This is a genomic window from Undibacterium sp. GW821-FHT11B02 (assembly GCF_058808955.1).
The window spans coordinates 229,897-255,442 of sequence record NZ_JBXASD010000010.1; the positions used below are offsets into that span (position 1 = coordinate 229,897).

Annotated in this window: 21 protein-coding genes; 7 read left to right on the top strand and 14 right to left on the bottom strand. The window is 47.8% G+C overall.

The features are described from left to right. Positions 1–383: 383 nt before the first annotated feature. The 4 genes from AC1RVX_RS21785 to dmeF all read left to right on the top strand — a co-directional run bounded on the left by AC1RVX_RS21785 (position 384) and on the right by dmeF (position 5,619). Positions 384–1,376, top strand: a complete 993-nt coding sequence (locus tag AC1RVX_RS21785; RefSeq protein WP_493218669.1) for a hypothetical protein — start codon at positions 384–386, stop codon at positions 1,374–1,376. Between the two features lie 219 nt (positions 1,377–1,595). Beyond that, a complete protein-coding gene (locus AC1RVX_RS21790; protein WP_493218670.1) occupies positions 1,596–3,926 on the top strand; it encodes a TonB-dependent receptor in 2,331 nt (776 codons plus the stop codon). Positions 3,927–4,052: 126 nt separating this feature from the next. Further along, a complete protein-coding gene (locus tag AC1RVX_RS21795; RefSeq protein ID WP_493218671.1) occupies positions 4,053–4,328 on the top strand; it encodes a metal/formaldehyde-sensitive transcriptional repressor in 276 nt (91 codons plus the stop codon). Positions 4,329–4,335: 7 nt separating this feature from the next. Further along, positions 4,336–5,619: a CDF family Co(II)/Ni(II) efflux transporter DmeF gene (dmeF, locus tag AC1RVX_RS21800; protein WP_493218672.1), complete on the top strand. Its 1,284-nt coding sequence runs from the start codon at positions 4,336–4,338 to the stop codon at positions 5,617–5,619. Between the two features lie 293 nt (positions 5,620–5,912). Here the strand turns inward: dmeF and AC1RVX_RS21805 are convergent, their stop codons facing one another. The 5 genes from AC1RVX_RS21805 to AC1RVX_RS21825 form a co-directional block, all read right to left on the bottom strand. Beyond that, positions 5,913–7,424 (bottom strand): DUF3443 family protein, encoded by a 1,512-nt coding sequence (locus AC1RVX_RS21805; protein WP_493218673.1) that lies wholly within the window; start codon positions 7,422–7,424, stop codon positions 5,913–5,915. Positions 7,425–7,512: 88 nt separating this feature from the next. Next, the gene (locus AC1RVX_RS21810; RefSeq protein WP_493218674.1) at positions 7,513–7,965 is read right to left on the bottom strand and encodes a DUF2844 domain-containing protein; all 453 of its coding nucleotides are present in this window, start codon (positions 7,963–7,965) and stop codon (positions 7,513–7,515) included. Positions 7,966–8,362: 397 nt separating this feature from the next. After that, positions 8,363–9,745 (bottom strand): NAD-dependent succinate-semialdehyde dehydrogenase, encoded by a 1,383-nt coding sequence (locus tag AC1RVX_RS21815; protein WP_493218675.1) that lies wholly within the window; start codon positions 9,743–9,745, stop codon positions 8,363–8,365. A 257-nt stretch (positions 9,746–10,002) separates the two neighbouring features. Next, a complete protein-coding gene (locus AC1RVX_RS21820; RefSeq protein WP_493218676.1) occupies positions 10,003–11,037 on the bottom strand; it encodes a zinc-dependent alcohol dehydrogenase in 1,035 nt (344 codons plus the stop codon). Positions 11,038–11,075: 38 nt separating this feature from the next. Further along, positions 11,076–12,647 (bottom strand): oleate hydratase, encoded by a 1,572-nt coding sequence (locus tag AC1RVX_RS21825; RefSeq protein ID WP_493218677.1) that lies wholly within the window; start codon positions 12,645–12,647, stop codon positions 11,076–11,078. 763 nt (positions 12,648–13,410) lie between these two features. Here AC1RVX_RS21825 and AC1RVX_RS21830 point away from each other — a divergent pair. Further along, entirely contained in the window at positions 13,411–14,160 is a 750-nt protein-coding gene (locus tag AC1RVX_RS21830; RefSeq protein WP_493218678.1) for a YoaK family protein, read from the top strand. 57 nt (positions 14,161–14,217) lie between these two features. Here AC1RVX_RS21830 and AC1RVX_RS21835 read toward each other — a convergent pair whose 3' ends face one another. The 9 genes from AC1RVX_RS21835 to AC1RVX_RS21875 form a co-directional block, all read right to left on the bottom strand. Beyond that, positions 14,218–14,403: a CopG family transcriptional regulator gene (locus AC1RVX_RS21835; protein WP_493218679.1), complete on the bottom strand. Its 186-nt coding sequence runs from the start codon at positions 14,401–14,403 to the stop codon at positions 14,218–14,220. Between the two features lie 104 nt (positions 14,404–14,507). Further along, positions 14,508–15,053 (bottom strand): NADH-quinone oxidoreductase subunit B family protein, encoded by a 546-nt coding sequence (locus tag AC1RVX_RS21840; RefSeq protein ID WP_493218680.1) that lies wholly within the window; start codon positions 15,051–15,053, stop codon positions 14,508–14,510. After that, positions 15,053–16,609, bottom strand: a complete 1,557-nt coding sequence (locus AC1RVX_RS21845) for a hydrogenase large subunit (protein WP_493218681.1) — start codon at positions 16,607–16,609, stop codon at positions 15,053–15,055. The genes AC1RVX_RS21840 and AC1RVX_RS21845 overlap by 1 nt, the downstream gene beginning before the upstream one ends. Before the next feature lie 3 nt (positions 16,610–16,612). Continuing rightward, entirely contained in the window at positions 16,613–18,067 is a 1,455-nt protein-coding gene (locus AC1RVX_RS21850) for a hydrogenase 4 subunit F (protein WP_493218682.1), read from the bottom strand. Between the two features lies 1 nt (position 18,068). Further along, entirely contained in the window at positions 18,069–18,728 is a 660-nt protein-coding gene (locus tag AC1RVX_RS21855) for a formate hydrogenlyase (protein WP_493218683.1), read from the bottom strand. Between the two features lie 2 nt (positions 18,729–18,730). After that, positions 18,731–19,681, bottom strand: a complete 951-nt coding sequence (locus AC1RVX_RS21860) for a respiratory chain complex I subunit 1 family protein (RefSeq protein ID WP_493218684.1) — start codon at positions 19,679–19,681, stop codon at positions 18,731–18,733. Further along, positions 19,678–21,690 carry a hydrogenase 4 subunit B gene (gene hyfB / locus AC1RVX_RS21865; RefSeq protein ID WP_493218685.1) on the bottom strand — a complete coding sequence of 671 codons (2,013 nt, stop codon included), beginning with the start codon at positions 21,688–21,690 and terminating at the stop codon, positions 19,678–19,680. The genes AC1RVX_RS21860 and hyfB overlap by 4 nt, the downstream gene beginning before the upstream one ends. A 302-nt stretch (positions 21,691–21,992) precedes the next feature. After that, positions 21,993–22,793, bottom strand: a complete 801-nt coding sequence (locus AC1RVX_RS21870) for a fused MFS/spermidine synthase (RefSeq protein ID WP_493218686.1) — start codon at positions 22,791–22,793, stop codon at positions 21,993–21,995. A 98-nt stretch (positions 22,794–22,891) separates the two neighbouring features. Beyond that, positions 22,892–24,022 carry a fused MFS/spermidine synthase gene (locus AC1RVX_RS21875; protein ID WP_493218687.1) on the bottom strand — a complete coding sequence of 377 codons (1,131 nt, stop codon included), beginning with the start codon at positions 24,020–24,022 and terminating at the stop codon, positions 22,892–22,894. A 459-nt stretch (positions 24,023–24,481) separates the two neighbouring features. Between AC1RVX_RS21875 and AC1RVX_RS21880 the strand changes: the two genes are divergently transcribed. Both AC1RVX_RS21880 and AC1RVX_RS21885 read left to right on the top strand, forming a co-directional pair. After that, entirely contained in the window at positions 24,482–24,835 is a 354-nt protein-coding gene (locus AC1RVX_RS21880; protein ID WP_493218688.1) for a YkgJ family cysteine cluster protein, read from the top strand. Between the two features lie 233 nt (positions 24,836–25,068). Continuing rightward, a complete protein-coding gene (locus AC1RVX_RS21885; RefSeq protein ID WP_493218689.1) occupies positions 25,069–25,542 on the top strand; it encodes a response regulator in 474 nt (157 codons plus the stop codon). Positions 25,543–25,546 lie beyond the last annotated feature (4 nt).

The window sequence follows — 25,546 nt, forward strand, 5'->3', positions numbered from 1 at the left end:
GCTACAGTTTCTCAGGTGAATACTTAAGCCATCGTTAAAACAATGCAAAAACAACGGCAAATCGGCTTTTCTTTTGCTGTAGCTTCCCTGTCACATACACTCCCTAAGATGTGGAGCTTGCAGGCACAGACGTGCTTGGCGTGTCGCCATGAATCACATTTCTTCTTGATAACATAACAAATCGAACCATGCTGCAGGAGTATGATGGTACGACATATCAAATCGGCATAAACATTAGTTACCAAGATAGACGAAAAACTGCTCCAGCAGCGTTATGGCTACTTACCATTCGTCTACCATGACCTGCATCGTCACGCTTTGCAGGGCAATGTTTGCGTCAGTTCTTGTGATTGAAATCAGTATAAAAACAATGGATATATTTTATGAAAAAAATTAGAAGACAATTAATTGTTGCAGCTATGTTGGCAACTGCATCCTTGGCGCAATCTGCAGCGCAGGCAGGAAATTCCGGCTATCAGCTGGACCAGCGCTGGGAGTTGGGTATCGCAAGCAAATGGGACTATCTGGATATAGACCCAGTTAGAAGTCGCTTATTTTTGAGCCGTGCAGATCATGTGCAAGTCGTAGATTTGGCGTCAGGAAAAGAGGTGGGTGAAATAGCCAATACCCAGGGTGTTCACGGAATTGCTTTTGCCCAGGATTTAAATCTGGGGTTCACCTCTAATGGTCGGGCTAACACGATCACAGTATTTGATCTTGATACCTTAAAAGTCAAACAGGAGATCAGTATATCCGGTAGTAATCCTGACGCGATTCTGTATGAAAAAGACAGTCATAAATTATTTACTTTTAATGGAAAATCGAAAAACGTGACTGTCATTGATGCCCGTACTTTGGGTGTGGTAACAACGATACCTGCTTCAGGAAAACCTGAGTTTGCGGTCAGTAACCATAACGGAAAAATCTTCTTCAACATTGAAGATAAAGCCGAATTGCAAGCAATTGATGTGGCTAGTAACACGGTGGTGTCCACTTGGCATCTGAATGGATGTGAAGAACCTACGGGATTAGCAATGGACATCGCCCACGACAGATTATTTTCAGTTTGCCATAATAAAGTAATGGTCGTTACAGATGCAAAAAACGGACATCTTGTCTCCCAAATTAAGATTGGTGAACATGCCGACGCGGCTATCTATGATGAAGAAACTGGCACTATATTTTCGTCGAACGGCGATGCTGGCGGTACTTTGTCGGTGATTCACCAAAAAGACGCCAATCACTATGTCTTAGTGGAAAATGTGAAAACGGCGCAAGGTGCGAAAACCATGGCGATGGATGCCAGGACAAAAACTATTTATCTTCCTGCAATAGCGCAAGGCTCTTTTACAGTAATGTCTTTTTCTAAAAAATAAGTGCGAATCTGTTTGATTAAATTGGGGGGAACAGGCCCCCGGAAGTACTGCAATTTTGCAAGAAAGTCGTTTGAGTGTACACGTCAAACTTAATATGCAGAGTGCGTCAAACATGTGTCATATGAATTGAGAATGTGGCACCTTTACTATTGGACTTGCTCATGTGGACATGCACGAGGAATTGGTAAGGTAATAAAGGTGTCATAGTTGATTGGTATCATGGCTGGAGAAGCCGGTTTATCACACCACCAATCCAGCCAGGGACCACTCATGACGTGCATTTCTCAATTCCGAAAGCGAACTTCAGTAATTGGACAAGCTATCTCTATTTTATTCTTGTCTTGCTCTGCCGCGCAGTTTTCTCAAGCACAGACTCAACCACAAGCTCAGTCACAAGATCAAGTTAACCTGGGAACTGTCGGTACACAGGGGGGGGCTAGTCAGGTGGTGGAGATCTCTGCTAAATCCAATTCTATCTCTGCTGTTGCACCTACCCAGGTCAACTTGTTAGCGACTCAGCCACAGTCTATCATTTCACGGGTATTCATCGAACAATCGGTGGCACCGACGGGTAACTTCAACACTATCGCTGGTATAGCGCCAGGTGCGTCAACACAACCCTCGCCAAATGGTCCAGGAACATCAGATACTAAAACCGTGTTGCGCGGCTTTCAGGATGCGCAATACAACGTAACTTGGGACGGTATTCCATTTGGTGATACTAATGATCCTACTCACCATTCAACAGCTTATTTTCCGGCAGCGGTGATCGGTGGTGTGGTGGTTGAACGTGGTCCTGGCAACGCCAGCAACCTTGGCCAAGCTACCTATGGTGGCAGTATCAATTTGTATTCCAAAACTCCATCAGCAAATCGTTCTACAGAAGTTTACTATTCGCGCGGCGGTTGGAACACCAATCTGTTTGGTGTTGCCTTCGAAAGTGGAAAGATGGGTGACAACGACGCTACTTTGCAATTAAATGTGCAGAACATCAAAAGCGACGGCTATCTGACCTACAACACGATGGATGGATCCAATCTCGTCGTTAAGTATGCCCAGAAGCTTGGTCAGAACACGCGCATGACTGTGTTTGCCACGTATAACGACATCAAAACCCAATTACCTGATTCAACCTCTGGTGCAACACTTGCACAGGCTGCACAGTTCGGCAAGAACTACAGCCTGAACAATGACCCTACCAGCCAGGGCTATTATGGTTACAACACGGTTCACAAGAAAACGGATATGGAATACCTCCGTTTGCAGACGAACTGGGGTGATGGCTTTCAGACTGACAATAACCTCTACAGCTACTACTACGACAATGCCACTTTCGCCGGGTTTGATGCAAGCGGTTATCTGGGACCTGGCATCATTGCTGCGGGAGCAGGTACCAATGCGAGTTCCTATTCTGGCGCGAAGGTGCCAGTTGGCGGAGTGTTAGGTTATGACAAGTTAAACCATTACCGCGTCAATGGCGACATCTTCAAAGCGACCAAGCAGTTTGAGGCGGGTCTGTTGCGCGCAGGTCTGTGGTTAGAAAATGCTGATACTCGTCGTCATCAGTATGGCATGGACATGACGACGATGACTTACCTTGATCCGACTTTTGCTGGCAAAGGTACTAAATTCAACCAAGATTCTAGTTGGACGCAGTACCAGCCTTTTGTCGAATTTGAGTGGGCAGCATCGGAAAACACGACAATAACACCTGGTTTCAAATACATGAATTTCAAACGCAGTGTTGACGCTGTTAAAAATCAAGGTTCAAGTGTTCCGGCCAATTTCTCGGAAACTTATAAGGCTTCACTCCCTTTCCTGACTGTCAATCATGCTGTAGACAAGGAAAATTCTGTTTATGCCCAGTACGCCAAGGGCATGCAAGCACCTATTCTGGGTACCGCATTGCAGGTGGTAACACCGGCGAACACTCCTGACCCACAGACTACGACAAACTATCAGATTGGCGCAGTCCATAAATCGGACCGCTTCACTGTTGCTGCCGATCTGTATTACATTGATTTTAACAACCAGATTGGTTCGAGTACTGTGGCCGGTCAGACTGTGTTCTTTAATCAAGGTGGAACAGTTTATAAAGGCTTCGAAATCGAAGGTGCATATTTGCTTGGTTCTGGATGGTCAGTTTATGCAAACTATTCCAAGAACAGCGCCAAATTCAAGAATGGAAATACAGCCGGTATCGGTTCGATTACCAAGTCTCCCGACATGACTGGCGCACTTGGGTTGCAATACAACCAAGGACCATGGAATGCTTCGATGATCTACAAGATTGTTGGTCAGCAATATGCGCAGAACAACGAACCTGCTGCCTACAAGATTGATGCCTATGACAACACTGATCTTAACATTGCATACACTTTCGATCACATAGGCAGCATGCTGAAAAAAGTCAAGATTCAGCTTAGTGTCTATAACTTGACTGACAGCCGGAAAGTCACAGCAATTTCAACGGGCTCTACGGTGGCTTTGGATCAATATCAATGGCAAGCGCCGCGCAGCTTCATGCTGTCCGGCAAAGTCATGTTCTAGTATTGTTGCAATTGTTGCTCAAGAAGGCAGCGCGATGCGCTGCCTTTTTTTGACGCCATTCTGATTGATTCAATACCTGATAATCATTTTATGATATAGTCCCCCTCCCTATATTCGGAGGCTGCCATGGGTCACACAATCCGCGATAAGCAAAAACTGTTGAACCGGGTACGTCGTATCCGCGGACAAGTTGACGCTATTGAACGCGCTTTAACGGAAGAAAATGATTGTATCCACGTGTTGCAACAGATCACCAGTTGCCGTGGAGCGATGACGGGTTTACTGGCTGTGGTGCTGGAAGATCACATTCGCACCCATCTTGTCGATGCCGATGCACCTGGCGGTGAGCAAAGTGACGCCAAAGAGCAGTTGATTGATGTTGTCCACAGTTATTTTAAGTGAGTTTGTCATGACTGAACTATATGAAACCCCATTCGCGGTTGACCATGACCACGTCTTCCTGGGTGCAGGACATGAAAAGAATGAACGCAAGACCTGGGCGGTGATAGCACTTTGCAGCGCCATGATGATCGCCGAGATTATTGGCGGTAGCTTGTTTGGGTCCCTGGCGCTGGTGGCAGATGGCTTGCACATGTCTACACATGCTGGCGCCATGTTGATTGCGGCACTTGCTTACACCTATGCGCGCAAGCATGCCAATGACCGGCGTTTCGTGTTTGGAACGGGCAAGCTAGGCGATTTAGCGGGCTTCACCAGCGCGATTGTCCTGGCGATGATCGCCTTATTGATAGGTTATGAAGCCGTCGCTCGTCTTATGGCACCAGTGGCTATCCACTTCACCGAGGCGATTCCTATTGCCGTTGCAGGTCTATTGGTTAATATTGTCAGTGCGTGGCTGCTGAGTGGCGACGACCATCATGGACACAGTCATGGTCATAAGCACGGCGGATATGTAGAGCACAGCCACGATGAAGAAGTGCAGCATGTAGAGACGCCTGCTGGCATATTCGCGCTGTCTATTTTTGAAGATGGCATTCCTCCTGTGTTTCGCATACATACTGAAACGGAAGGGGCAGCGTTAACAGCAAAAAATGTGACCGTAACAACCATTCGGCCAAACGGCGCACGTCAGGAATTCGCTTTTTACCATCAAGGCGGTTTCTTGCAGTCGACCACAGATATTCCCGAACCGCACTCCTTTACAGCTGAGATTTCATTGCATGATGCCATTCACACTGTAGAATTTGCCGAACATGCGCACGGCCATGATGACCATGGCGTTGATCATCGTGACCACAATATGCGGGCAGCCTATATTCACGTTATTGCAGATGCTGCGGTTTCTGTGCTGGCTATCATCGGCCTCTTGTTGGCGAAGTCATTTGGTTGGCTATGGATGGATCCTTTAGCCGGTATTGTCGGGGCTTTAGTCATCGCCAACTGGTCATACGGTTTGATTCGTGACACTGGGAAAATCCTGATGGATGTCAGTGCTGATGACATGATGGCTAATAAAGTCCGGGCGGTAGTTGATGCTGCTGGCGACAGTTTGCTTGATTTGCATGTATGGCGGCTTGGCCCCGGTCATTTTGGGGCGGTAGTGTCAGTGCTTACGCCTGAACTACAACGTGGGCCCATGTATTACCATGAGGAACTTCGACGCTTCAAAGGGTTGTCGCACATTACTGTTGAGGTTCACTCGCCTGGCACAGCATTGAAGCGCGAGTGTTAAGTCGCCTTGCGTAGAAATGGGCAGGTTTGAGAGAAAAGCGGGCTTCTCCGGGGTATTTGCTTCAATCCACAATGTTATGGCCACGCTGGGCAGTCAGACTTCACAATTCAGCCAGTTGTTAACTTTAAATGGCATCCCGGAAATGTGACGGTGGTGGTAGTTGCTGTACTTTTCTGGCATACGGAAAATACGCGTTCAAATGCTAAGCATATGACTTCTTCGGTCAAATGAACCTGCCTCATGTCATGCACATGAGGCAGGTATTTGGAGTTGAGTCAGGTAGCAAGAAAAATTCAATATGCCCAATATGGTCGCTGCGCTACGCCATTCACCGATTTTTCAAATCCCACAATGACACGTCGGCCAAAAAAGAAAGGCAGGCCCCAGTCGAAGCTGCTATTGGCTGAAGAGCGGCGACCACGGCCATTGGTACCACCGATGGATGACACGGTAATGGTATTGCCCAGGTTTTCCAGGTTTTCTATGGTGAAATTGACGATGCCACTGTTGCCGTTTGCGCCAGTATTGGTGGCGCTCAAATTGAGCAGGTTGGTTGGACAATAAAAACCTATGTCTATACGGCAAGTGACAATGCTTGCATCGTTAAAATACAAACCATTAGAACCACTATCGAGAAAACTCGATGCCATGGTTATCCCTTTATACGTGGTGCTGAAATTGCCGCTGCTATTGGTAGTGTAAGTGGTCGCATTGCCAAGTTTGTTGTTGACCTGCGTATCAACACCAAAGGTCAATGTGCCTGTCATACTTGCCAAACCACCCGTAGGTACTGCCGGGAACGATAGCACGACACCATTATTGTTTACTGCAAAGGCGCTTACCGGATTACTGACTTGCTGTGCCAATGGCATGGTCGAAGGCAGACAACTGCTGGCAGTACAGGCGTAATATGCGCCACCGGCTGAAGAACTCACACAACTATCGCCACAGTCTTGCTTGAACAGACCAACACCCAGGATGCCATTGGCACCCAAGGCTGCGACGGAGCCGATATTGGCACCCGCGCTGCTGCAGGATGCAGGTATGCCAGAATAGCCAGCAGGGGCACTGTTTAAAATATGCACTGACTGTGATAAGGCTACTTCATCCGCGATTTTGACGTCCGCTTGCCTGACCGCGCCCCAGGCATAGCCACTGACGAATTGCGCACACTCCCCCGCAGCAGCACCAGATGGTGTGGTAACAACTGGCAATGCCAATGCAGTATCTAATGGGGCAGCCAGGCGCAAGCCATACGATCCGGTATCAAGTAAAACGTGGTCTATGGTCTGGCAAATACTGGTGCCTGGCCTGCATATGCTCACAGTGACGAAGGGCACATTGATAGATCCGCCACTGATCCCCGCAGGGCCGTTATCTATAACGATCGTTGCGGTATTGTTGCCTGCCACGGTCAGGTTGGTGCTGGCATTGCCGGTGCCGCCGCTGCCTGTGCAATTCAGGTTATAGGCATAGTTGCCAGCCTTGGATTGTGTTACGGTAATGCTACCTGTAGTTGTCTGTGTGCCTGTCCACGCACCTGTCGCACTACAACTGTTTGCACCGCTTGATGACCAGCTCAATTGGGTAGATTGTCCGGCAATCAGGCTGGAGGATGTGAGTGAGATCGTCACTGTCGGAGCTGCCTGGCTTGAAGATGCAGTCGTCGTGCCAGACCCGGTGGATGTACTGCCGCCTCCACCACAGGCGGGCAAGAGAAGGCTGAGCGCCATTGCAGCAAGCATGGCGGTTTTTTTGCTTACCTGCGGGGATGCCCACTGCCAAACATGTTTTGTGCTCATCATGGTATGTGTCGCTTATTCGGGGCTTAAATTCAGAGCTTAAATTCAGGGCTTAAATTTGAGACTTAAATTCGGGGTCCGCATTTGTGATTTAATCGATGTCGTCGGCCGTAAAACCTGCCGGAAAATCGGATATCACCCATGCCCGACCTGCATAGGCGCGCATGTGTCCACTGATGGATATCTCTACATCGGGACGTGCAATGTGTACCTGACTGCGCCCGGCCCGGGTCTGCTTGGCAGTTTCACTGGTCAACGTGTCAAAATGCCTGCCTAGCAAGCTGCGTAGATCCGGCACAAATGGGCCGCTCCAGCTGACAGCGAAGACAATTCCATCGAGACGGACAAATTCACGCACCAGCGTGCCATTTGGCAAACTGGTTTCACTGATGCGGTAGTCCTGACCATTGCCTGATTGTGCCGCCAACTGGCGCACCCGGGTAGGGTTATTGCTTGCTCCAAAATTACTTACACCGCCACTGAGTGCGGCAAGAGCGGACAAGGATTGAATCAGGAGCAGGACGGCAAGCAGAACGGTGCGCACAGTGTTTCTCCCGAACCAGGAAAGATAAGAGGAAATGGATTCCAGACTAACATGGAGGAAATATCCTTAGACAGGCTCTTTCAAATATTTACATTTGTAATGTTGTAATGAAGGGAAATTGCCATGTTTTGCTTCGGGATGTATGACGCGCTCACAGATGAACATGGTAATTATTTTAACGAAGTCGTTTGTTGCCGGACTTATCCCCCTCTTTAGAAATGGGGGGTGCCGTTACGCCGCATTATCCAAAGCTTGGCAATGGACGTCCGCCCGCAGGTGGAAAAAAACACTGTGGATTTATTTTTTTCAGCAGTGCTTTAATTTGTCTGAAGTACCCGTCGAAGACGCCTTGCAAGAATAGGCATCAGTGCGTAACTTCGGCGGTATTGATATGGAGTCAGGCTGGTGCTGCACCATCAGTTGTGCGGACCAGTTTTTTGTTGACGAATTCTTGTATACCCATGTCGCCCAATTCGCGTCCATAGCCAGAATTTTTAATGCCCCCAAATGGCAGGTCTGCATCAGCCCAGTCAAGATTATTGATGAACATCATGCCGGTATCGACCTGACTGGCGACAGCTTGCCCGCGGGCCAGATCTTTGGTGAAGACAGAGCCACCCAAACCAAAATCTGAATCGTTGGCCAGCGCTATGGCGGCGGCTTCATCCTTGACACGATAGAATGAAACTACTGGGCCAAAAAATTCATCCCGGAAGGCAGGATTATCCGGTTTGATATCAGTCAAAATCGTCACTTCCATAAATGCGCCTGGGCGATCCAGTCGTTTGCCGCCCATCAGGACTCTGGCACCATGTTCGACAGCGACTTCAACTTGTTTGATCAGTTGAAGCAAGGCTGCTTCGCTTGACAGAGGACCGTGCGTGGTGCTTTCATCCATCGGGTCGCCAGGTGTAAGGTCTGACAATGCCCGCTGGAATTTGGCAATGAATTCGTCGGCTATGGATTCGAGAACGATGAATCGTTTGGCGGCGCAGCAGGTCTGACCGCTGTTGTACATCCTCCCCCACACGGCCCAGGGGATGGTGATATCCATATCGGCATCATCGAGCACGATGAAGGCATCGCTGCCGCCTAGTTCCATGGTAGATTTTTTTAAATTTTGGCCGGCCCGTGCTGCTACAGCTTTACCCGCCGCAACACTACCTGTCAGCGCAACGCCTTTGATGCGTGGATCATCGATGACAGTATTTGATTGCTCGTACGAGATCAGCAGATTGGTATAGGTGCCAAGCGGTGCGCCTGCCTCTATCCAGAGTTTTTCGAATGCGATGGCACATTGTGGTACGCAGGCAGCATGTTTGACGACTATCACGTTCCCTGCCATCAATTGCGGCCCTGCGACCCTTGCCAGTTGATAGAAAGGGAAGTTCCACGGTTCAACACAAAATAGCGCGCCGACCGGACTGCTCTCCATATGTGCATGACCCGATTTTGGATTGAGTTTGACAGGCTTTAAGAAGCTTTCGGCATGCTCTGCATAATAAGCCAGGATAGCGGCACTGAACTTGACTTCAGCGCGTGCTTCCTTAATCTGTTTTCCCATTTCCAGGGTAGCCAGTCTGGCAAAATCTTCAAACTGCGCGTGCAAAAGTTGTGCAGCCTTGGCGACAATGGCAGCCCTTTCCTTGAAACTGGTGTGCTTCCATGTGCTGAAACAAGAGTCGGCAGTTGATAGTGATTGTTCCAGTTGTGTCGCACTGAAATGTTCAAATGTTTTTAGAGTTTTTCCAGTGTAGGGATTGACGCTTTGATAGGACATGATAGAGGGCATTTTCTGAAAAACTAGCAAAAAATCGTGCACGCAGCGATGGTGTCGCATGCACTTCTTTACTGAGCGAGCTCTTTGATGCTAGTCCCCAATGTCTCGCCTTTCGGTGCGCTGGCACGCATAGTCAGAGGCTGTTGCGGCATTAAGATAATCCTGCATCCCCGGCAAGGCGACGCAACAACGCCAGCTTCCTTCCGTAACAGCTTCTTAGAAATATTGATCTGGCGTCTCTCTGCTTTGTCCGGAGTTCAATCCGGTTCGAAGTTGAGTACTACTCGTGAAGGTACTTCACCATGTTTGAGCCGTTCAAACACGCTGTTGATGGCAGACAGCGGTTGTAGCTCAATATCAGCTTTGACCTTGCCATCGACTGCAAAGGCTAAGGCCTCTGCCATGTCAAGACGGTTGCCGACAAAAGAACCACGGATCGTGATGCAGTTTGCCACCACATCAAACAGTGGAGTGGGGAATTCGCCCGGTGGCAGACCCACCAGTACACAAGTGCCAAATTTGCGGGTCATACCTACCCCTTGCTTGAATGCGGCGAGTGAGGGTGCCGTAATCAGCACGCCGTGTGCACCGCCACCTGTCACACTCTTGACTGATTCAATGGCATCTGCAGTGGTGGCGTTGACGATGGCGTCAGCACCCAGGCGTTGAGCATGGGCAAGCTTGCTGTCGTCGATGTCTACCGCGCAGACATGCAAGCCCATGGCTTTACCGTACTGGACAGCCAGATGCCCCAGACCGCCAATGCCAGAAATGACGATCCAGTCACCTGGCTTGGCTTGAGTTTCCTTGATTCCTTTGTAGGAGGTGACTCCAGCACAAATCAATGGTGCAGCTTCGCGCGCCGCCAAACCGGCAGGAATATGAGCAACATAATTGGGGTCAGCAACAATGTATTCGGCAAAGCCACCATTTTTTGTATAACCGCCGAACTGGGCGTCAGGGCAGACAGGCTCGTGCGCCGCCAGACAGTATTCGCAGTGCCCACAGGCAGAATACAGCCACGGTACGCCGACGCGATCCCCTTCCTTGACAGCAGTTACGCCTGCACCAAGTGCGACAACTATGCCTATGCCTTCATGCCCGGGAATAAAAGGCAAGCCTGGTTTGAGCGGCCAGTCGCCGCTGGCGGCATGCAGATCGGTATGGCATACACCACACACTTCCGTCTTGACCAGGATCTGTCCCGGGCCTGGTTCGGGAATTGAGAGTTCTTTCAGTACCAATGGTTGGCCAAATTGTTCGACTACCGCAGCTTGCATGGTCCGGGTCATGTGATTCTCCAAAAAGTAAATTCTACGTATTGATGCGGCTATTTAAACGCCTTGATAAGTGCTTCCATATTCGTTCCCAGTGCTTTGTCGTGTGCCATGACAGGAGGTATCTGGCGATCAATTCCCAACAGTTGGTAGACAGCCATCTGGGCCGCACGGACTGAATATTCCACCGTGAAGACAACATCGTCAGGTATTTCCACAAACTGGCTGATGAAGGCAAAATTCCTGCTGCCAGGCGGCACCGGCAAAGGACGGTCGCCAGCAGCACGGGGCATGAACATGCTGGTGATGTAAGGCATCCTGCATGGAATGCAATTGGCGTTATCAAATACTGCGGTATCGAAACGCAGATGGCCTGACAGTTCTTGCAAAATTTCGGCACCGTTACATTCGCTCATGGGTTTGGCGACGTAATCGCCGATGCGGTCAGGGAAAAGGGCGTAACCCCAAAACACCTGAACGCCTTCCGGCTGATCAATGAAGTGCGGCTGGTGCGCCAGTACAATGGACATCAGCCAGTTGGAATCCTTGAAGGTGACTAGTCCGCCGGTACCGGCTACATTGCCGCTGAACTCTTGCATCAGATTGAAGAAGCGTGGGTCTTTCAGTGTGACGGTGAAAGATTCCCAATACGATTGCGCAATACAGCTGTTGAACGCTGCCGGATCGCCCATACCTGGGCGCTCGGCAGCAAGCTGTTCCCATAAACGCCAACCGCAACTATCGAGTTTGCTGCGTTTTTCCGGGGCGCTATGCATGGACCCCAGACTGGATGCATCGGTCATGGACCCATTTTGCAGAAATACCAGATCGCCTTCGTTGATGACAATGCTTTCTTCGTTGCCATCGCGCAGGCAATCCAGGCCAGTTACCACAAACGAAGAGTCTTTGATGCTATGTTGCAGTTTTTTTACCTGGCAATTCGCAATGAAATGGACGCCATGTTGCTTCAGCCAGGTTTGCAGAGGCAAGACCAGCGAATCATACTGGTTGTAGACTGTACGCTTGACCCCCGCCAGGGTTTCAATGCGCGAAAATTCCATCATGAAGCGGTGCAGGTAGCGTTTGAATTCGACCGCGCTATGCCATGGCTGGAACGCAAAGGTCGTCGCCCACATATACCAGAATTCTGTCTCAAAGAAAGCAGGTGAAAGCCAGTCAGTAATTCTGCTGTTACCCAAGTCCGCTTCTGCTGTCGTTGTTAATTTCAGTAATTCCATACGGTCATGCATGGAGAAACCCATCGACGATACCGGAACCTTGGCACGCCGTTTGTCGACCAGCCTGGCTTTTGAATTGGAATGGTGAAGTTCATTGAAATCGAGCGTTTCATCGAATACCGACTTATCTGTGTGTTTCAATGAGGGAATAGATTTGAACAAATCCCACGTGCATTCATAATTGTCGGTGGTCAGCATGCGGCCACCTCGCAATGTATAGCCTTGCTCTGGATTGCCCGCTCCATCAAGGCTGCCGCCCATGAGGGAGCCTGTCTCGAGGATGGTGATCTGATCGCCCCCCATTTTACCGTCGCGTATCATAAAAGCCGCAGCTGCCAGTGAGCCTATCCCGCCGCCGACTAGATATGCTTTTGTGTTGGTAGTCATGATTTCCTTTGCATGGGATTGTATTAAATGCTTCTTTGGAATACTGCCAGCTTGGCAGGCTTACATTGCATATGGTTTGCGCTATGACAAATAATCGAAAATTTTTGCCGTATAAGCAGTTGATATTTTGTTGGATGAAACATAAGAGGGAGACACACATATACATCGTTTCCACGAAACGAAATGTGCGCTGACGCACATGGTATTTGCTATGTGGCTGATTGTTTTCTTGTGAAATGTCGGGGTGATGGCAAGACATTTTTTGTGTCACAAATATGCCTTGTCCTGGTAACGAATTTCATTTGAGTGCAAAGAATGCCTATTGGTGCTTTTATGCCGTCTGAAAATCAGTGCTGGTATTTTGCCAGTGGGAATCACGTGAGGCTTGCAGATAGTTCTTGCCTTAAAAAACGGGAAATTTGATTTGGATCAATGAATTTCAGGATAATTGGATGCGGCTGACAGATTTGTGAAACCTGAATTATTTGGAGTAAAAGAACCTTGCACTGCCTACAAACTATCTCGAAACTTACACTGTATTTGCCAAAAAAACATTATCATTAAACACTAATAAAATTATCACTATTTGATGAATATAGGTGTATTCTTAAGTCTTTGAAATTGGGCAAAGCTATTCATTTGATGGACCGTTATCTGACTGGATTCAATAGATGCAGAGGTTGACTATGATTTTCCTCAGAGCTATATCTGTTTCTGTGCAGAGAAATATGAGAACTCGTTGCACGAGTTCTCATCACAGGCTATGACTATCCGATTTTTAAGGCGCTTGTCTGGTAGAAAACGTACTGACAAAGCGAATGAACACCTGGGTTTTGCTCTGGCATTTGTTGCCGGGTCAGCAAATGCAGGGGGATTTCTGGCGGTACAGCAATACACCTCGCACATGAGCGGTATTTTATCGTCCATGGCAGATAATCTTGTACTCGGTTATGCCAGCCTCGCATCCGCTGGCTTGGGCGCACTCGCATCATTTGTCGCAGGAGCAGCAAGCTCTGCAATTTTGATTAACTGGGCCAGACGCAAACGGCTGCACAGCGTTTACGCTCTATCACTGATGCTGGAAGCCTTTTTGCTTTTATGTTTTGGCCTGGCGGGGGCCAATTTGACACACCACATGGGTTTTTACGTGTCCCTGACAGTCATGTTGCTGTGTTTCATCATGGGCTTGCAGAATGCGATTATTACCAAAATATCACATTCAGTGATCCGTACAACGCACGTTACCGGGTTAATAACGGATTTGGGAATTGAACTAGGGAAACTGTTTTACTGGAATGTTGAAAAAGAGCATCCGTCTGAGAATATGGTGATGGGTAACCGCATCAAATTACGACTCTTAAGTTCATTGTTGTTTATGTTCTTTGCAGGTGCACTGGTCGGTGCATATGGATTCAAACACGTTGGCTTTATCTCAACAATACCTTTGGCATTTATGTTGTTGATACTGGCCATTGTGCCCGTCCTGGACGATGTGATTATTCGTTTCAAATAAGCAAAATGTTGTTCGCTTATTTCATCTCAATATTCAAAATACCGATGTCCAATAGGACTATTTCTTAACTGTACCGATCTTACTTTTTGTACTGTATTCGACACCGTGACGTTCCATATACTCGCGCATCAATTGCCGGATTACTTGTGATGGTGTCAGGTCTTGACCAGCACACAATTCTTCGAATGCTTTTTTCTTCACAGGATCTACTAATACCGTAAATCGGGCCGTTTTGTTTTCCATAGATGCTCTCAATATGTTAATTCGCGGTGAATTATAATTTAATTGTAATAATTTCCCGAACTTTTTTGAATTCGTTTTTCAGCAAATCAAGTTGTCAATTTTAGCTATTCAATGTTGGCTATACCTGGCGTGTCTGCGTGAGGGGTTATAGAAATTGCGGTTAATATTCCCCGTAAAATATCTATAGGTGGCGGTGGACATCCAGGTATCGTTACGTCGACAGGCAGCAGTTTGGCCAGATTGCCACAGCTTGCGTAGGACTCTCCAAAAATACCACCGTTGCACGCGCATTCTCCTACAGCAACGACAAGCCTTGGATGTGGTACTGCTTCATAGGTCAGTTGGAGCGCCGCTTGCATATTCTTGCTGACTGGTCCGGTGACCAGCAGCATGTCTGCATGACGTGGACTGGCTACAAATTTGATACCCATGCCTTCGATGTTGTAATACGGATTGTTTAAGGCGTGTATTTCCAGTTCGCAAGCATTGCAAGATCCGGCATCGACTGCGCGTATGCACAAGGCGCGCCCCAGTATGCGAAGAATCTCTTGCTGGATTTTTTCATTCTCGCCACACCAGACATCATTTGCTGTTGGTGAGGCTTCTGTCAGCAAGCCATTTTTGGTGATTTGTTTGATAATTTGCCACATCAGAGATCAACCCCCGCATAGCTGAGATTAAATGACTTATTGATCAATGGAAAATCAGGGACGATATTCCCCATGATTGCATGTTGTAACACTGGCCAGTTATGCCATGAAGGATCATGGCAATGGCAGCGCAGAATTTTTCCATCCGGACCGGTTTCGAGTGCCACCATCACCGCACCACGCCAGGCTTCCACCCAACCGACTCCCAAATTATTTGCATTCGTGGCTGGCACTGGTGCTGAAATTGACCCTGACGGGAGTTGACGTAAAATTTCTGTTATCAGACGCAAAGATTCAAAAATTTCATCGAAGCGCACTGCAACCCTGGCTGCAACATCACCATTTCTATGGGTGGCCATAGTGACATTCAGGTTAGCGTAAGGGACAGCCATCTGATCGGTGCGTGCATCCCAGGCCTGACCACTGGCGCGTCCGGTCAAACCACACAGACCAAGCTGCGCAGCCAATTGGGGGGAAACGCGACCAGCGGCGATAAACCGGTCTTGCAAGCCCGCATGTCCGTCATAGATGCGACGTAGTGAGCGTACTTCTTCAGCAATACTGCGGCACTGGGCCAACATGATTTTTATTGCGCCGATATCCAAATCTTTTTCAACTCCACCGGGGATGACACAATCCATCATGTAACGATGACCAAACAGTTGATGGTTCAAACGAATCCAGTTTTCCTTAAGCCGGCCAAATTGCGCCAGACCCAAAGCAAAACCGGCGTCGTTGCCAAGTGCGCCCAGGTCACCGAGATGGTTAGCTATGCGCTCACGCTCCAGCATCAGTGCACGCAGCCAATTTGCTCGCGCAGGCACCTGGCAAGATGTGGCAGATTCAACGGCCATGCTATATGCCCAGGAAAATCCAACGGTGGTATCACCTGAGACCCGCCCGGCAATTTTTACCCCGTCATTCACGTCGCGACCGACAAGTAATTTGTCTATGCCTTTATGAACATACCCAAGTCGTTGCTCTAACCTCAGCACCTTTTCCCCTACAACTGAAAAACGAAAATGACCTGGTTCTATCACGCCTGCGTGGACGGGGCCGACGGCAATTTCGTGTACGCCATCCCCTGCAACCGACACAAAAGCATATTCTTCCAGTGGCATATCAAAATTTTCGGTACCAGAATTTTCCTGGCGCAGAGGAAAATAGTTCTTTGGCCATTTACCGTGATTGAGCCATGGTCTGGTATCTGTTGCAGCGTGTGCGCGCACGCCAAGAAGATCAAACAGTGCGCGCTGCATTCTGGCAGCGGCAGGAAACAGTTCAGAAATATCAGGGTAGGTTTCTGTTTCATCGATCGTCAGTCGTAACCATAGTAAGCTTTCTGCAGTACTGTACAAGGCAGATATACAAAAATGCTCGTTCAACTGACGCCGGTCACTGCCCCATACGGAAATGAAACGTCCCCCGTTTACCTTAACCAATTGCGCTATATCTATCCATTGCTTCATGTTGACATGGGCCACACGTGCAGGAGCCGCACTCGTCAAGACAGTGAACGATATTCCATATGGTGTGTTCATCAGTTCAGCATTCATCGCTCACCCCACGATCATTTTAACTGCCTGTCGGAACCACCTATCCAGATAGGGTGGCATATATAAACCAAGTAGCAGGGCCAGACCCAGATGTGTAAAGACCGGTAGCAAGGCTGGTGAGTGAGTCAGTTTTTTTGCTGTCGTTTCGCCAAATACCATCTCTTGCACACGGGAAAAAATGGATGCAAAAGCGATACCCAGAGATAGTAAAAGTATTGGTGTCGCCCACGGCAATTCACGCATGGCGGTGGTAAGAATCAGGAACTCACTGCTAAATACTCCAAAGGGGGGAATGCCGAGTATGGCTAAGGTTCCTAGCAGCATACCCCAGCCTACTGTAGGGCTGACTTTAACCAAACCTCGAATCTCGCTCATGACCTGGGTACCGGTTTGCTGGCAGGCGTGACCGACCGCGAAGAATATGGCTGATTTGACCAGGGAATGCACAGTCATATGCAACAGTCCGGCGTAGGTCGCAATGGGGCCGCCAATACCGAATGCGAAGGTCATCAAACCTATATGTTCAATAGATGAATAGGAGAACATGCGTTTGACATCTTTTTGCCGTGACAACGAGAAACTGGCGACCAGCACCGAAAGCAAGCCAAAGGTAATCAGCAATTGCCCGGCGAGGCCATTTTGCAAGGCACCGTCGGCAAGCACTTTGAAGCGCAGTACGGCATACAAGGCGACATTCAGCAACAACCCTGATAGCACGGCTGAAATGGGTGTAGGGCCTTCTGCATGCGCGTCTGGTAACCAGTTGTGCAGTGGCACCAGACCCATCTTGGTACCATAACCTACCAACAGGAAAACCAAAGCGAGCGACATGATGTGCGGCTCCAGCTGTGTCTTGACAGTATTCAGATTTGTCCACAACAATGCATCTGCATGAGCACCTAACTGACGATTGGCCGCCAGATATAGCAGTATGGTTCCAAACAGTGCCAGGGCAATACCTACGCCGCATAAAATAAAATATTTCCAGGCCGCCTCCAGACTGCTTGCCGTGCGATAGACGCTGACCAGCAGGACGGTTGCCAGTGTCGCCATTTCAAGTGACACCCAAAGTATGCCCATGTTGTTGGTGACCAGAGCCAGCAGCATGGCAAATATGAAAAATTGGTACATGCTGTGATACAGGCGCATACGTGGAGGCGTCATCCTGCCGTGATCACGTTCGACGCGCATATACGGGCGGGAAAAAAGGGAGGTTGTCAGACCGACGAAGGCTGTCAGGCTAACTAGAAATACATTGAGTGGATCGATAAAAAAAAGTTTATCAAAAGCGAATGTGGGGCCATGATTGATGATTTGGTGGGCCAGTATAATTGCCGTGACAAAGCTGCCAAAACTGAAGCCAACGTTGATTTCTGGTGCGTATTCGCGATGCCCTGTCAAGGCAAGCACGAGACAACCCAGAAAAGGTATCAGCAAGAGAAATAACAGGAAATTCATGTCATTCCTCTTTCAGGCTTTCCAGATTGTGAATATCCATGTTTTCGAATTGTTCGCGAATCTGAAACATAAATACGCCCATGATCAATATGCCGCCAAGGACAGAAAGGGCAACACCGAGTTCGACGATCATAGGCATGCCATTGGTGGCCGCAGTCGCCGCGAAAAACAAACCATTTTCCATGGATAAAAATCCTATCACCTGGGGAACTGCTTTGGAGCGTGTAATCATCATCATGAAGGAAAGCAGTATGCAGGCCAGTGCAATGCCAAGAGTGCCGTGGGCGACCGATGCAGAAAGGCGCGCAATAGGAAGGGCTAGATTGAATGCAATGATCACCAGCACGATACCGATCAGCATGGTGACCGGAACATTGATCAGCGGTTCAACGTCCCATTTGACGTTCAAACGGACAATGAGTTTATGAAGTATCCATGGAATCAGTATGACTTTAAGTACAAATGTAAGTGCTGCTGACACATACAAATGTGTATCGTTGGTGATGTAGGCGACTACCAGGGCAGCAGCAACCAGGGTTGCACCATGTAAGGTAAATAAATGGATCAGTGAAAGAATCCGGCGCTGTCCAAGCATGGCAAAAGTTAATAGCAAGAGCAAGGCAGCCAACAGATTTAAAACCTGAAAAGCGTAAGCAGTCATCCCTATGCACCCAATAAAAAATGAACCAGCATGCCGATAACTGCGAGTAAAAAAGCGGTCATCAGAAATTCCGGCACACGAAAAATTCGCATCTTGGCACTGCTCATTTCTATGACAGCCAGCAAAGCGCCTCCAACAATCAGTTTCAAAATCAGAAGAGGTAATGCAATGACCAGTGCCAGGGGATTGCTGGCTTCCGCTATTCCCCAAGGGAAAAACAGCGCCAGACCTATGCAGGAATAGGAAAATAATTTGAGGCTGGCGGCCCATTCCATTAAGGCGAGGTGACGTCCGGAATATTCCAATAACAATGCTTCGTGGATCATCGTCAATTCGAGATGTGTGGTTGGATTATCAACCGGAATGCGGGCATTTTCTGCCAACGACACCATGGTAAATGCGACCCCGGAAAATGCCAGGCTGGGATAAATGGCAAACTCGCGGTGTACCAGGTTATCAACAATGCTGGTCAGTAGTGTCGACTGGGTTAGTAATGAAGCCGAAAACATCACCATCAGCAATGCGGGTTCTGCCAAAAATCCGATTAACATCTCACGCCGCGCGCCCATTGTTCCAAATGCAGTGCCAATGTCCATCGCAGCCAATGAGATAAAAACGCGCGCAAGGGCAAGTAGCCCTACTAGCGCAATCGCGTCAGCAGCCGGGGCCAAAGGCAAGTCTGTAGAAAGTGTTGGTATGATGCCGCAGGCGAGGGTCATGCAACCGAAGATGATGTACGGTGCAGTGCGAAACAAGGAGGAAGCATGCTCTGCCAGTAAAGACTCTTTATTAAATAGTTTGTGCAATAAAAGATATGGCTGGAACAAACCTGGTGCTGTTTTGTTCTGTAACCAGGCGCGACATTGATTAATCCATCCCGTCAATAAGGGAGCCGCAGCCAAGGCCAGCAAGATTTCCAGGAACTGTGAAAATACACCAGATAGAGTGATCATCGCGTTTCCACCAGCAGTAACAACAAGAACAGAGTCAAAAAGCTGTAAAGCAGGTACACCGCGATTTTCCCTTGTTGCAGCTTGCCGGCCAGCCGTGCAATGCGTTCGGCCAATGCGCTTATAGGGCGATATAACCAATTCCAGAAAGGGTCTTCGATGGTCACTTTATAGCTTGGTTGTTGATCAAATGCGGTGGGAAGTTCTCGTTTGATCTGAAAGAAAGAACCAAAAATTTCACGAATTGGCTGGCCAAATCCTTCTGCTGTATCTTGCATTCGTGCGGTTTGAAAGGGGAATCCACAACCCCATGCGGCAGTTTTTCTGAAGCGGCCATGGTAAAGCCGTCGAACCACGGCGTACACCACAATAAAGCAAAAAAACAAGGCAGTTACAAATATAACCGGCGCATAACTGGCGCGTTCGGGTGCGACGGGAGCGAGTATCAGCCACCCATGCCTGGTGACTGTGTCACCTATTCCTTGCCCTGTCAAAAATCGTGTTACAGGATCAAGCATCTGTATCATCTGCACGGGTAATAAGCCAAGGATGACGCATGCAATACCCAGCCATACAAATGCCAGGCGCTCCCATTTTCCTGCATCATGTGCATGATTGAGTTTCTCTTCACGTGGCTGGCCGAGAAAAATAATAGCGAAAAACTTCACCATCACATAGCCAGCCAAGGCACTTACCAAAGCAATAACGGCTGCCACGATAGGGACCAGCATGTTCAGGAAAGAGTTGGGTAAATGCGGAGTAAACAAAAAACTCTGCAAGAGTAACCACTCCGAAACAAAGCCACCAAGAGGTGGCAGGCCAGCCGCAGCCAGGATACCAAGCAAGGCAGGCCAGGCGACCCACGGCATGAAGCGCATCAGGCCACCCAGGTGTCCAAGATTACGTTCATCTGTTGCATGCAACACAGATCCGGTACCTATAAACAGCAGGCTCTTGAAAGCAGCATGGCTTACCACATGATATAGCGTTGCGGTAAGGGATAAGGCTGCAAATGTGGACAGGTTGTATGCACGGAACAAAATGGTCAGACCTATGCCGACAAACATCAAGCCAATATTTTCAATGGAGGAATAGGCGAGGAGTCGCTTCATGTCGGTTTGAGCGGCAGAGAACACTACACCAAACAAGGCCGTCAACAAACCCAGGGCCAGCGTAACGCCCCCCCACCACCAGATTTGTATATGCAAAAGATCAAAGCTGACGCGCATGACGCCATAGATACCTGTTTTCAGGACAAATCCACTCATTAGTGCGGAAATGGGGGAGGGGGCTGCCGGATGTGCCTCGGGCAACCATACATGCAGAGGAAGGATGCCAGCCTTGGCGCCAAAGCCGAAAAGAGCAAGAAAGAATGCAAGCGAAGCCCAGAACACGTCTAATTGCTGATGACGGATGTTGGTAAAGGTGTAGTCCCCCGTATTTGCTTGCAGCAATCCAAAGCAGAGCAACAAGCCCAAGGCACCTACATGAGAGATCAGGAAGTATAAAAATCCAGCGCGTCTGACTTCGGCAATACGGTGATTGGCCATCACCAGCAAAGTGGCACTCAAGCTCATGGTTTCCCAGGCAAGCATGAATACGTAGGCGTCGTCTGCGATCAGCAGCAATGCCATGCTGGCCAGGCAGACATGATATTCAAAACACAGAAGTCCGGGCGGCGTCCCTTCACCCTTGCGAAAATAACCGGCTGAAAAAATCGACACACCGGTGCTAACCATGCCAAGGACAAACAGGAAGAAGGAAGAAAGACTGTCCAGCCTGAGGTGAAAAGGCAGGTCAGGCAACCCCAAAGGTAACACCGCCAGTTGGGGGGATGCGCCAGTACTCAGTATTCCTGCTACACCTAATATTATGCCAAGAACGGCTCCCAGCGGGAACAGAAGATAAGCAACGATTCTGGTTTGACTGATAACGAGTAAGCCGCAACCGCCTAGCAGGAGCCAGCCTGCTGTGACCGAAAGTACCAAATTTATCAAGTTTAAGTCTGACATCCAAAGTCCCCGCAGCAGGCCAAGTTAGTGCACGACTGGCACTACTCAACGTTTTGTATGGTACGTCATCGACAAATTGGTACTTAAGGGCCGTTGTGACAGTAATCTGGTGCGTTACGTCGCCGAGTCGGGAGCCCTGCATTTGCTTAATTTTTCAATAAGCCTTAAGCAAGATAAATTGAAACGCAATAAACAACTTGATTTATCATTTTATTATAACTAAATGATCACGCGATGATTGTTTTTTTTGTGAAACGCAACAAGATTTTTTTCCTGTTTCAAGGCGATCCTGTGCATACAGCTCATTGGGTACCTGTCACCTCTGTGGTGGGAATTACTCTTCTGAGTCGCCGTTGCAACAAGATATCTTTGCAAGTAATAGAGAGATTCAGCATATGATCCATCTCAAGAACGCTCAAGCGACTAAGTAATACGTGCTCTGGTAATGAAGAAACACTGTCTTTGAATGCAAAAGCAATGGTGTTACGTGATTCCAGGGCCTTTACTGTGATGACTTCTTTATTGAAGCTGTTGGACATGCTCTGGATACGTTCTGTATTGCGTCGATCTGGCCCAAGAAAATTGATGACGAGTATTCCCTGAGATGTCAATGATTGATAGCAGTCGTCATAAAATTCTTGCGAACACAATTGCTCTGGTTGTCCATTTTCATTAAATCCATCGACAATCAATACATCATATTGAGCAGAATTTTGCTTGATGACGTCAGCGCCATCAGCACAAATGACATTGAATCTGGGGCCGTCTTCTGGAATTTGAAAGTACTCTCTGAGCTTGATTACGTCAGGATTATTTTCAACGACTGTAATAGTCGATTTGGGTAAATGAGCAAAACAATATTTTGGAATGGAGCCACCACCCAGACCTATCATGCCTATATGGTGTGGCTCGGTATTGAACAATAAAAATCCCATCATGGTTTGGGTGTAGCCCAGTACCAGTTTATTGGGAAAAACCGGGCACATTTCACTTTGAACGGCCGCAATACTGAATTGCAGGGAGACGTTGTCTGTCGCCAGGTAAATAAATGGCTTGTTGGCGTGTAAGGTCTTCAGTAAATCGTAAAAATTATCGACAATCATTGAACACCTTATTGTGAGTTGTCAGTTTTCTCTGCATCCGACATTGGAAAAAACACTGCGAAGTCATCGCAATTCAAATAGTTGTGGAATGATCGTGTTTAAGATTTAGGTATTTTCGTATCACTTTCATCCATGCCATGTTCGTCATTGACTGAATCGGCGTCAGTTTCACTGGAGTGCTGGTTTGCTTCCACCCACTCCCGACGAGTGCGGGCGATCATTTCGTCGGCTGCTAACAAATACTCGATTTTTCTGGCGATATCAGTTTGCAGTAACGTATGTGCCACATTTTGCTGATCAGCATGGGCAGTTGATATCCACGCTATCGTTTCTTCAGAAATGGTTTGCAAGTGGGTAATCAATTTTTCAAATTCCAATCTGTAGCATTGATCCAGAAGCTTTGCTCTCGCTGAAATATTTCCATTGAACTGGTGAGCTGTTGATTGAAAGGCGAATGCAATCAGGTTGTAGCTGTCAATAGAGCGACACCACCAAACTGCGTTTTGGAAAGCAATACTCATGCGGCTAACAACAGTGATCAAATCTTTTGATTCACCCCACATATTAGTTACCAGGACGCCGTTCTTATCCAATCTATTTTGACAGGCGAGATAAAATTCGTCGGTAAGTAAACTGGTTACCAGACCATCTGCATCGAAGCCATCCAGTAGGATCACATCGTACTTGCGTTCATCCTGCTCTACGAATTTCAATGCATCAATATGAATGACCTGAAGACGCTCATCGTCAGGAGGGATCAGGAAATGATCGCGCAAAGCGATGACATCCGCATCAATTTCAATCGCTGTAATACGTACTTCCGGCAAGTACTTGTGGCAGAATTTGACCAGAGAACCGCCACCCAAACCGATCATCAAAATATGTTTTGGATCATCGTTGGCGAGCAGAAAAGCCATCATGCATCTTGTGTATCCGAATGCAAGTTCATTTGGCGCTTCCACCCACATGGCGCTTTGCATTGTGCGTTTATCAAAATGCAGGGATCGCATATTGCCGTCATCAAATACAAATGGTTTGCCATTGTTTTTACGGCAAGCTCTTTCAAATGGGCTTTGACCATGGTCATTTGCATTCAGCTCCGATAATGTTTCACCAAAATCTTGTATCCAGTTGCTGCACTTTTTACGCAAAGCCCTTAAGTATTTATTGCTTGGAATGGGAACGTGCAGCACAGACGACCTGAGAGTTTTTTGATTTGTGTCATTCACTGGAGAGCTCTTCCATCCTTGTGAAAAAAAGCAGGTCGGCGCGAACTCTTCACAATGATTATTTCTCCGTAAACGACACCAAATTCAACTCATAACGAGCTCTCTTTTACAACCATTGTGTTCAGGCTGGACAGCGCTCTTCACATAAAAGTTTATCTCATTTTATCAGCTTTAAATGCAATTTCAATGGTAATGGTATTATCATATTTATTTGATATTAAACACTAGGGTTACCCGTGAATAAGGGGCAAGCTTAGTTGTGCGAAGTGCGATAGTGCTAATTTAATATTTATTTTGTCCAAATTGATTGGCAAACAATGGCTATAGTGGTATCTAACCCGGCGTGTTAAACCTGATCAGATTTTTACTGGGCCGGAAGGCGTGCTCATAAGTCTTACCATCTTTTGTATCACTGATACACTTTATTAAAACGTAGAATCTGCCTTAACCATAAGACGTATGCCAATCATTAGTCAGAAAATAAAATTCTTCAGAAGACGCATTCCTTCATTTGAATGCATACCAGGTTGTCATGATTGCTGCGGCCCAGTAACGACATCATCTTTTGAAATTTCCAATCTCCCTGTGAAAAGTGAAGCGGAACATGAAGCTGCGCTGGCAGATCTGAGTTGCCCGTACTTGGGAGCGAAAGGATGTGAAGTCTATGACGAGCGCCCTCTTATCTGTCGTTTATTTGGAACGACTCCGAAGTTACTATGTCCACATGGCAGACGCCCCGACGAGATGATAGATCCTAAGACTGAGGCGGAAATTCAAGAATTTTTCTTTTCAACGCGACAGGTTTTGCTCTGAGTAATTTCAGTTTCACCCCCCTTATGCTTACAAAGGCAAGGATGATTTACCATCGTCGTACGAGTTTTTCCTGAGCACTATTCCGGTCATACTCGCTGCTGCATGCACAGGCAAACCAATTATCCGATTGAGAGAGTATCTTCTTGTTGATTGGAACTATTTTTCTATCCTTGCCTATGTATGGATAATGATTTAGTCTAGACTTAATCTATTTTTAACCAACGAGATGCTTGATGGCTGTTTTTAGTACGAAAAACCTGGATCAGCTGCAAGCGGATCTTCATTCGCCCCCCTTTCGCTATTCGGTCCTCATCGTCGACGACAAGGAATCAAACTTGTCTGTGATGGCTAGCGTCTTGCGCAATCATTTTCATGTACTGGAAGCGCGTGACGGACTGGAAGCAGTGGGAATACTCAACAGCATTGGCGATGCGAACAAATTGGCTTGCATTGTCAGTGATTATCGTATGCCAAGGATGGGAGGAGTGGATCTGTTTATTGAGGCGAAACGTCTGGTGCCATTGACCTCGCGTATCATGGTATCTGGATACATTGACGTCGATGCTGTGATTGATTCTATCAATCTCGGTGGTATTTGCAAATTTATTGTCAAGCCATATGACTCACAACAACTTTTAGATGCAGTTAACTTCGCCGTTCAACAATTTGAAGTCATGGTGACATTCTCTGCCAATAGCAATAGCTAGACAC

What these genes read in the sequence shown, in the direction of transcription:
- AC1RVX_RS21785 (WP_493218669.1), top strand. Translation starts at nt 384, where the DNA reads ATGAAAAAAATTAGAAGACAATTAATTGTTGCAGCTATGTTGGCAACT.
- AC1RVX_RS21790 (WP_493218670.1), top strand. Translation starts at nt 1,596, where the DNA reads ATGGCTGGAGAAGCCGGTTTATCACACCACCAATCCAGCCAGGGACCA.
- AC1RVX_RS21795 (WP_493218671.1), top strand. Translation starts at nt 4,053, where the DNA reads ATGGGTCACACAATCCGCGATAAGCAAAAACTGTTGAACCGGGTACGT.
- dmeF (WP_493218672.1), top strand. Translation starts at nt 4,336, where the DNA reads ATGACTGAACTATATGAAACCCCATTCGCGGTTGACCATGACCACGTC.
- AC1RVX_RS21805 (WP_493218673.1), bottom strand. Translation starts at nt 7,424, where the DNA reads ATGATGAGCACAAAACATGTTTGGCAGTGGGCATCCCCGCAGGTAAGC.
- AC1RVX_RS21815 (WP_493218675.1), bottom strand. Translation starts at nt 9,745, where the DNA reads ATGTCCTATCAAAGCGTCAATCCCTACACTGGAAAAACTCTAAAAACA.
- AC1RVX_RS21820 (WP_493218676.1), bottom strand. Translation starts at nt 11,037, where the DNA reads ATGACCCGGACCATGCAAGCTGCGGTAGTCGAACAATTTGGCCAACCA.
- AC1RVX_RS21825 (WP_493218677.1), bottom strand. Translation starts at nt 12,647, where the DNA reads ATGACTACCAACACAAAAGCATATCTAGTCGGCGGCGGGATAGGCTCA.
- AC1RVX_RS21830 (WP_493218678.1), top strand. Translation starts at nt 13,411, where the DNA reads ATGACTATCCGATTTTTAAGGCGCTTGTCTGGTAGAAAACGTACTGAC.
- AC1RVX_RS21835 (WP_493218679.1), bottom strand. Translation starts at nt 14,403, where the DNA reads ATGGAAAACAAAACGGCCCGATTTACGGTATTAGTAGATCCTGTGAAG.
- AC1RVX_RS21840 (WP_493218680.1), bottom strand. Translation starts at nt 15,053, where the DNA reads ATGTGGCAAATTATCAAACAAATCACCAAAAATGGCTTGCTGACAGAA.
- AC1RVX_RS21845 (WP_493218681.1), bottom strand. Translation starts at nt 16,609, where the DNA reads ATGAATGCTGAACTGATGAACACACCATATGGAATATCGTTCACTGTC.
- AC1RVX_RS21850 (WP_493218682.1), bottom strand. Translation starts at nt 18,067, where the DNA reads ATGAATTTCCTGTTATTTCTCTTGCTGATACCTTTTCTGGGTTGTCTC.
- AC1RVX_RS21855 (WP_493218683.1), bottom strand. Translation starts at nt 18,728, where the DNA reads ATGACTGCTTACGCTTTTCAGGTTTTAAATCTGTTGGCTGCCTTGCTC.
- AC1RVX_RS21860 (WP_493218684.1), bottom strand. Translation starts at nt 19,681, where the DNA reads ATGATCACTCTATCTGGTGTATTTTCACAGTTCCTGGAAATCTTGCTG.
- hyfB (WP_493218685.1), bottom strand. Translation starts at nt 21,690, where the DNA reads ATGTCAGACTTAAACTTGATAAATTTGGTACTTTCGGTCACAGCAGGC.
- AC1RVX_RS21870 (WP_493218686.1), bottom strand. Translation starts at nt 22,793, where the DNA reads ATGATTGTCGATAATTTTTACGATTTACTGAAGACCTTACACGCCAAC.
- AC1RVX_RS21880 (WP_493218688.1), top strand. Translation starts at nt 24,482, where the DNA reads ATGCCAATCATTAGTCAGAAAATAAAATTCTTCAGAAGACGCATTCCT.
- AC1RVX_RS21885 (WP_493218689.1), top strand. Translation starts at nt 25,069, where the DNA reads ATGGCTGTTTTTAGTACGAAAAACCTGGATCAGCTGCAAGCGGATCTT.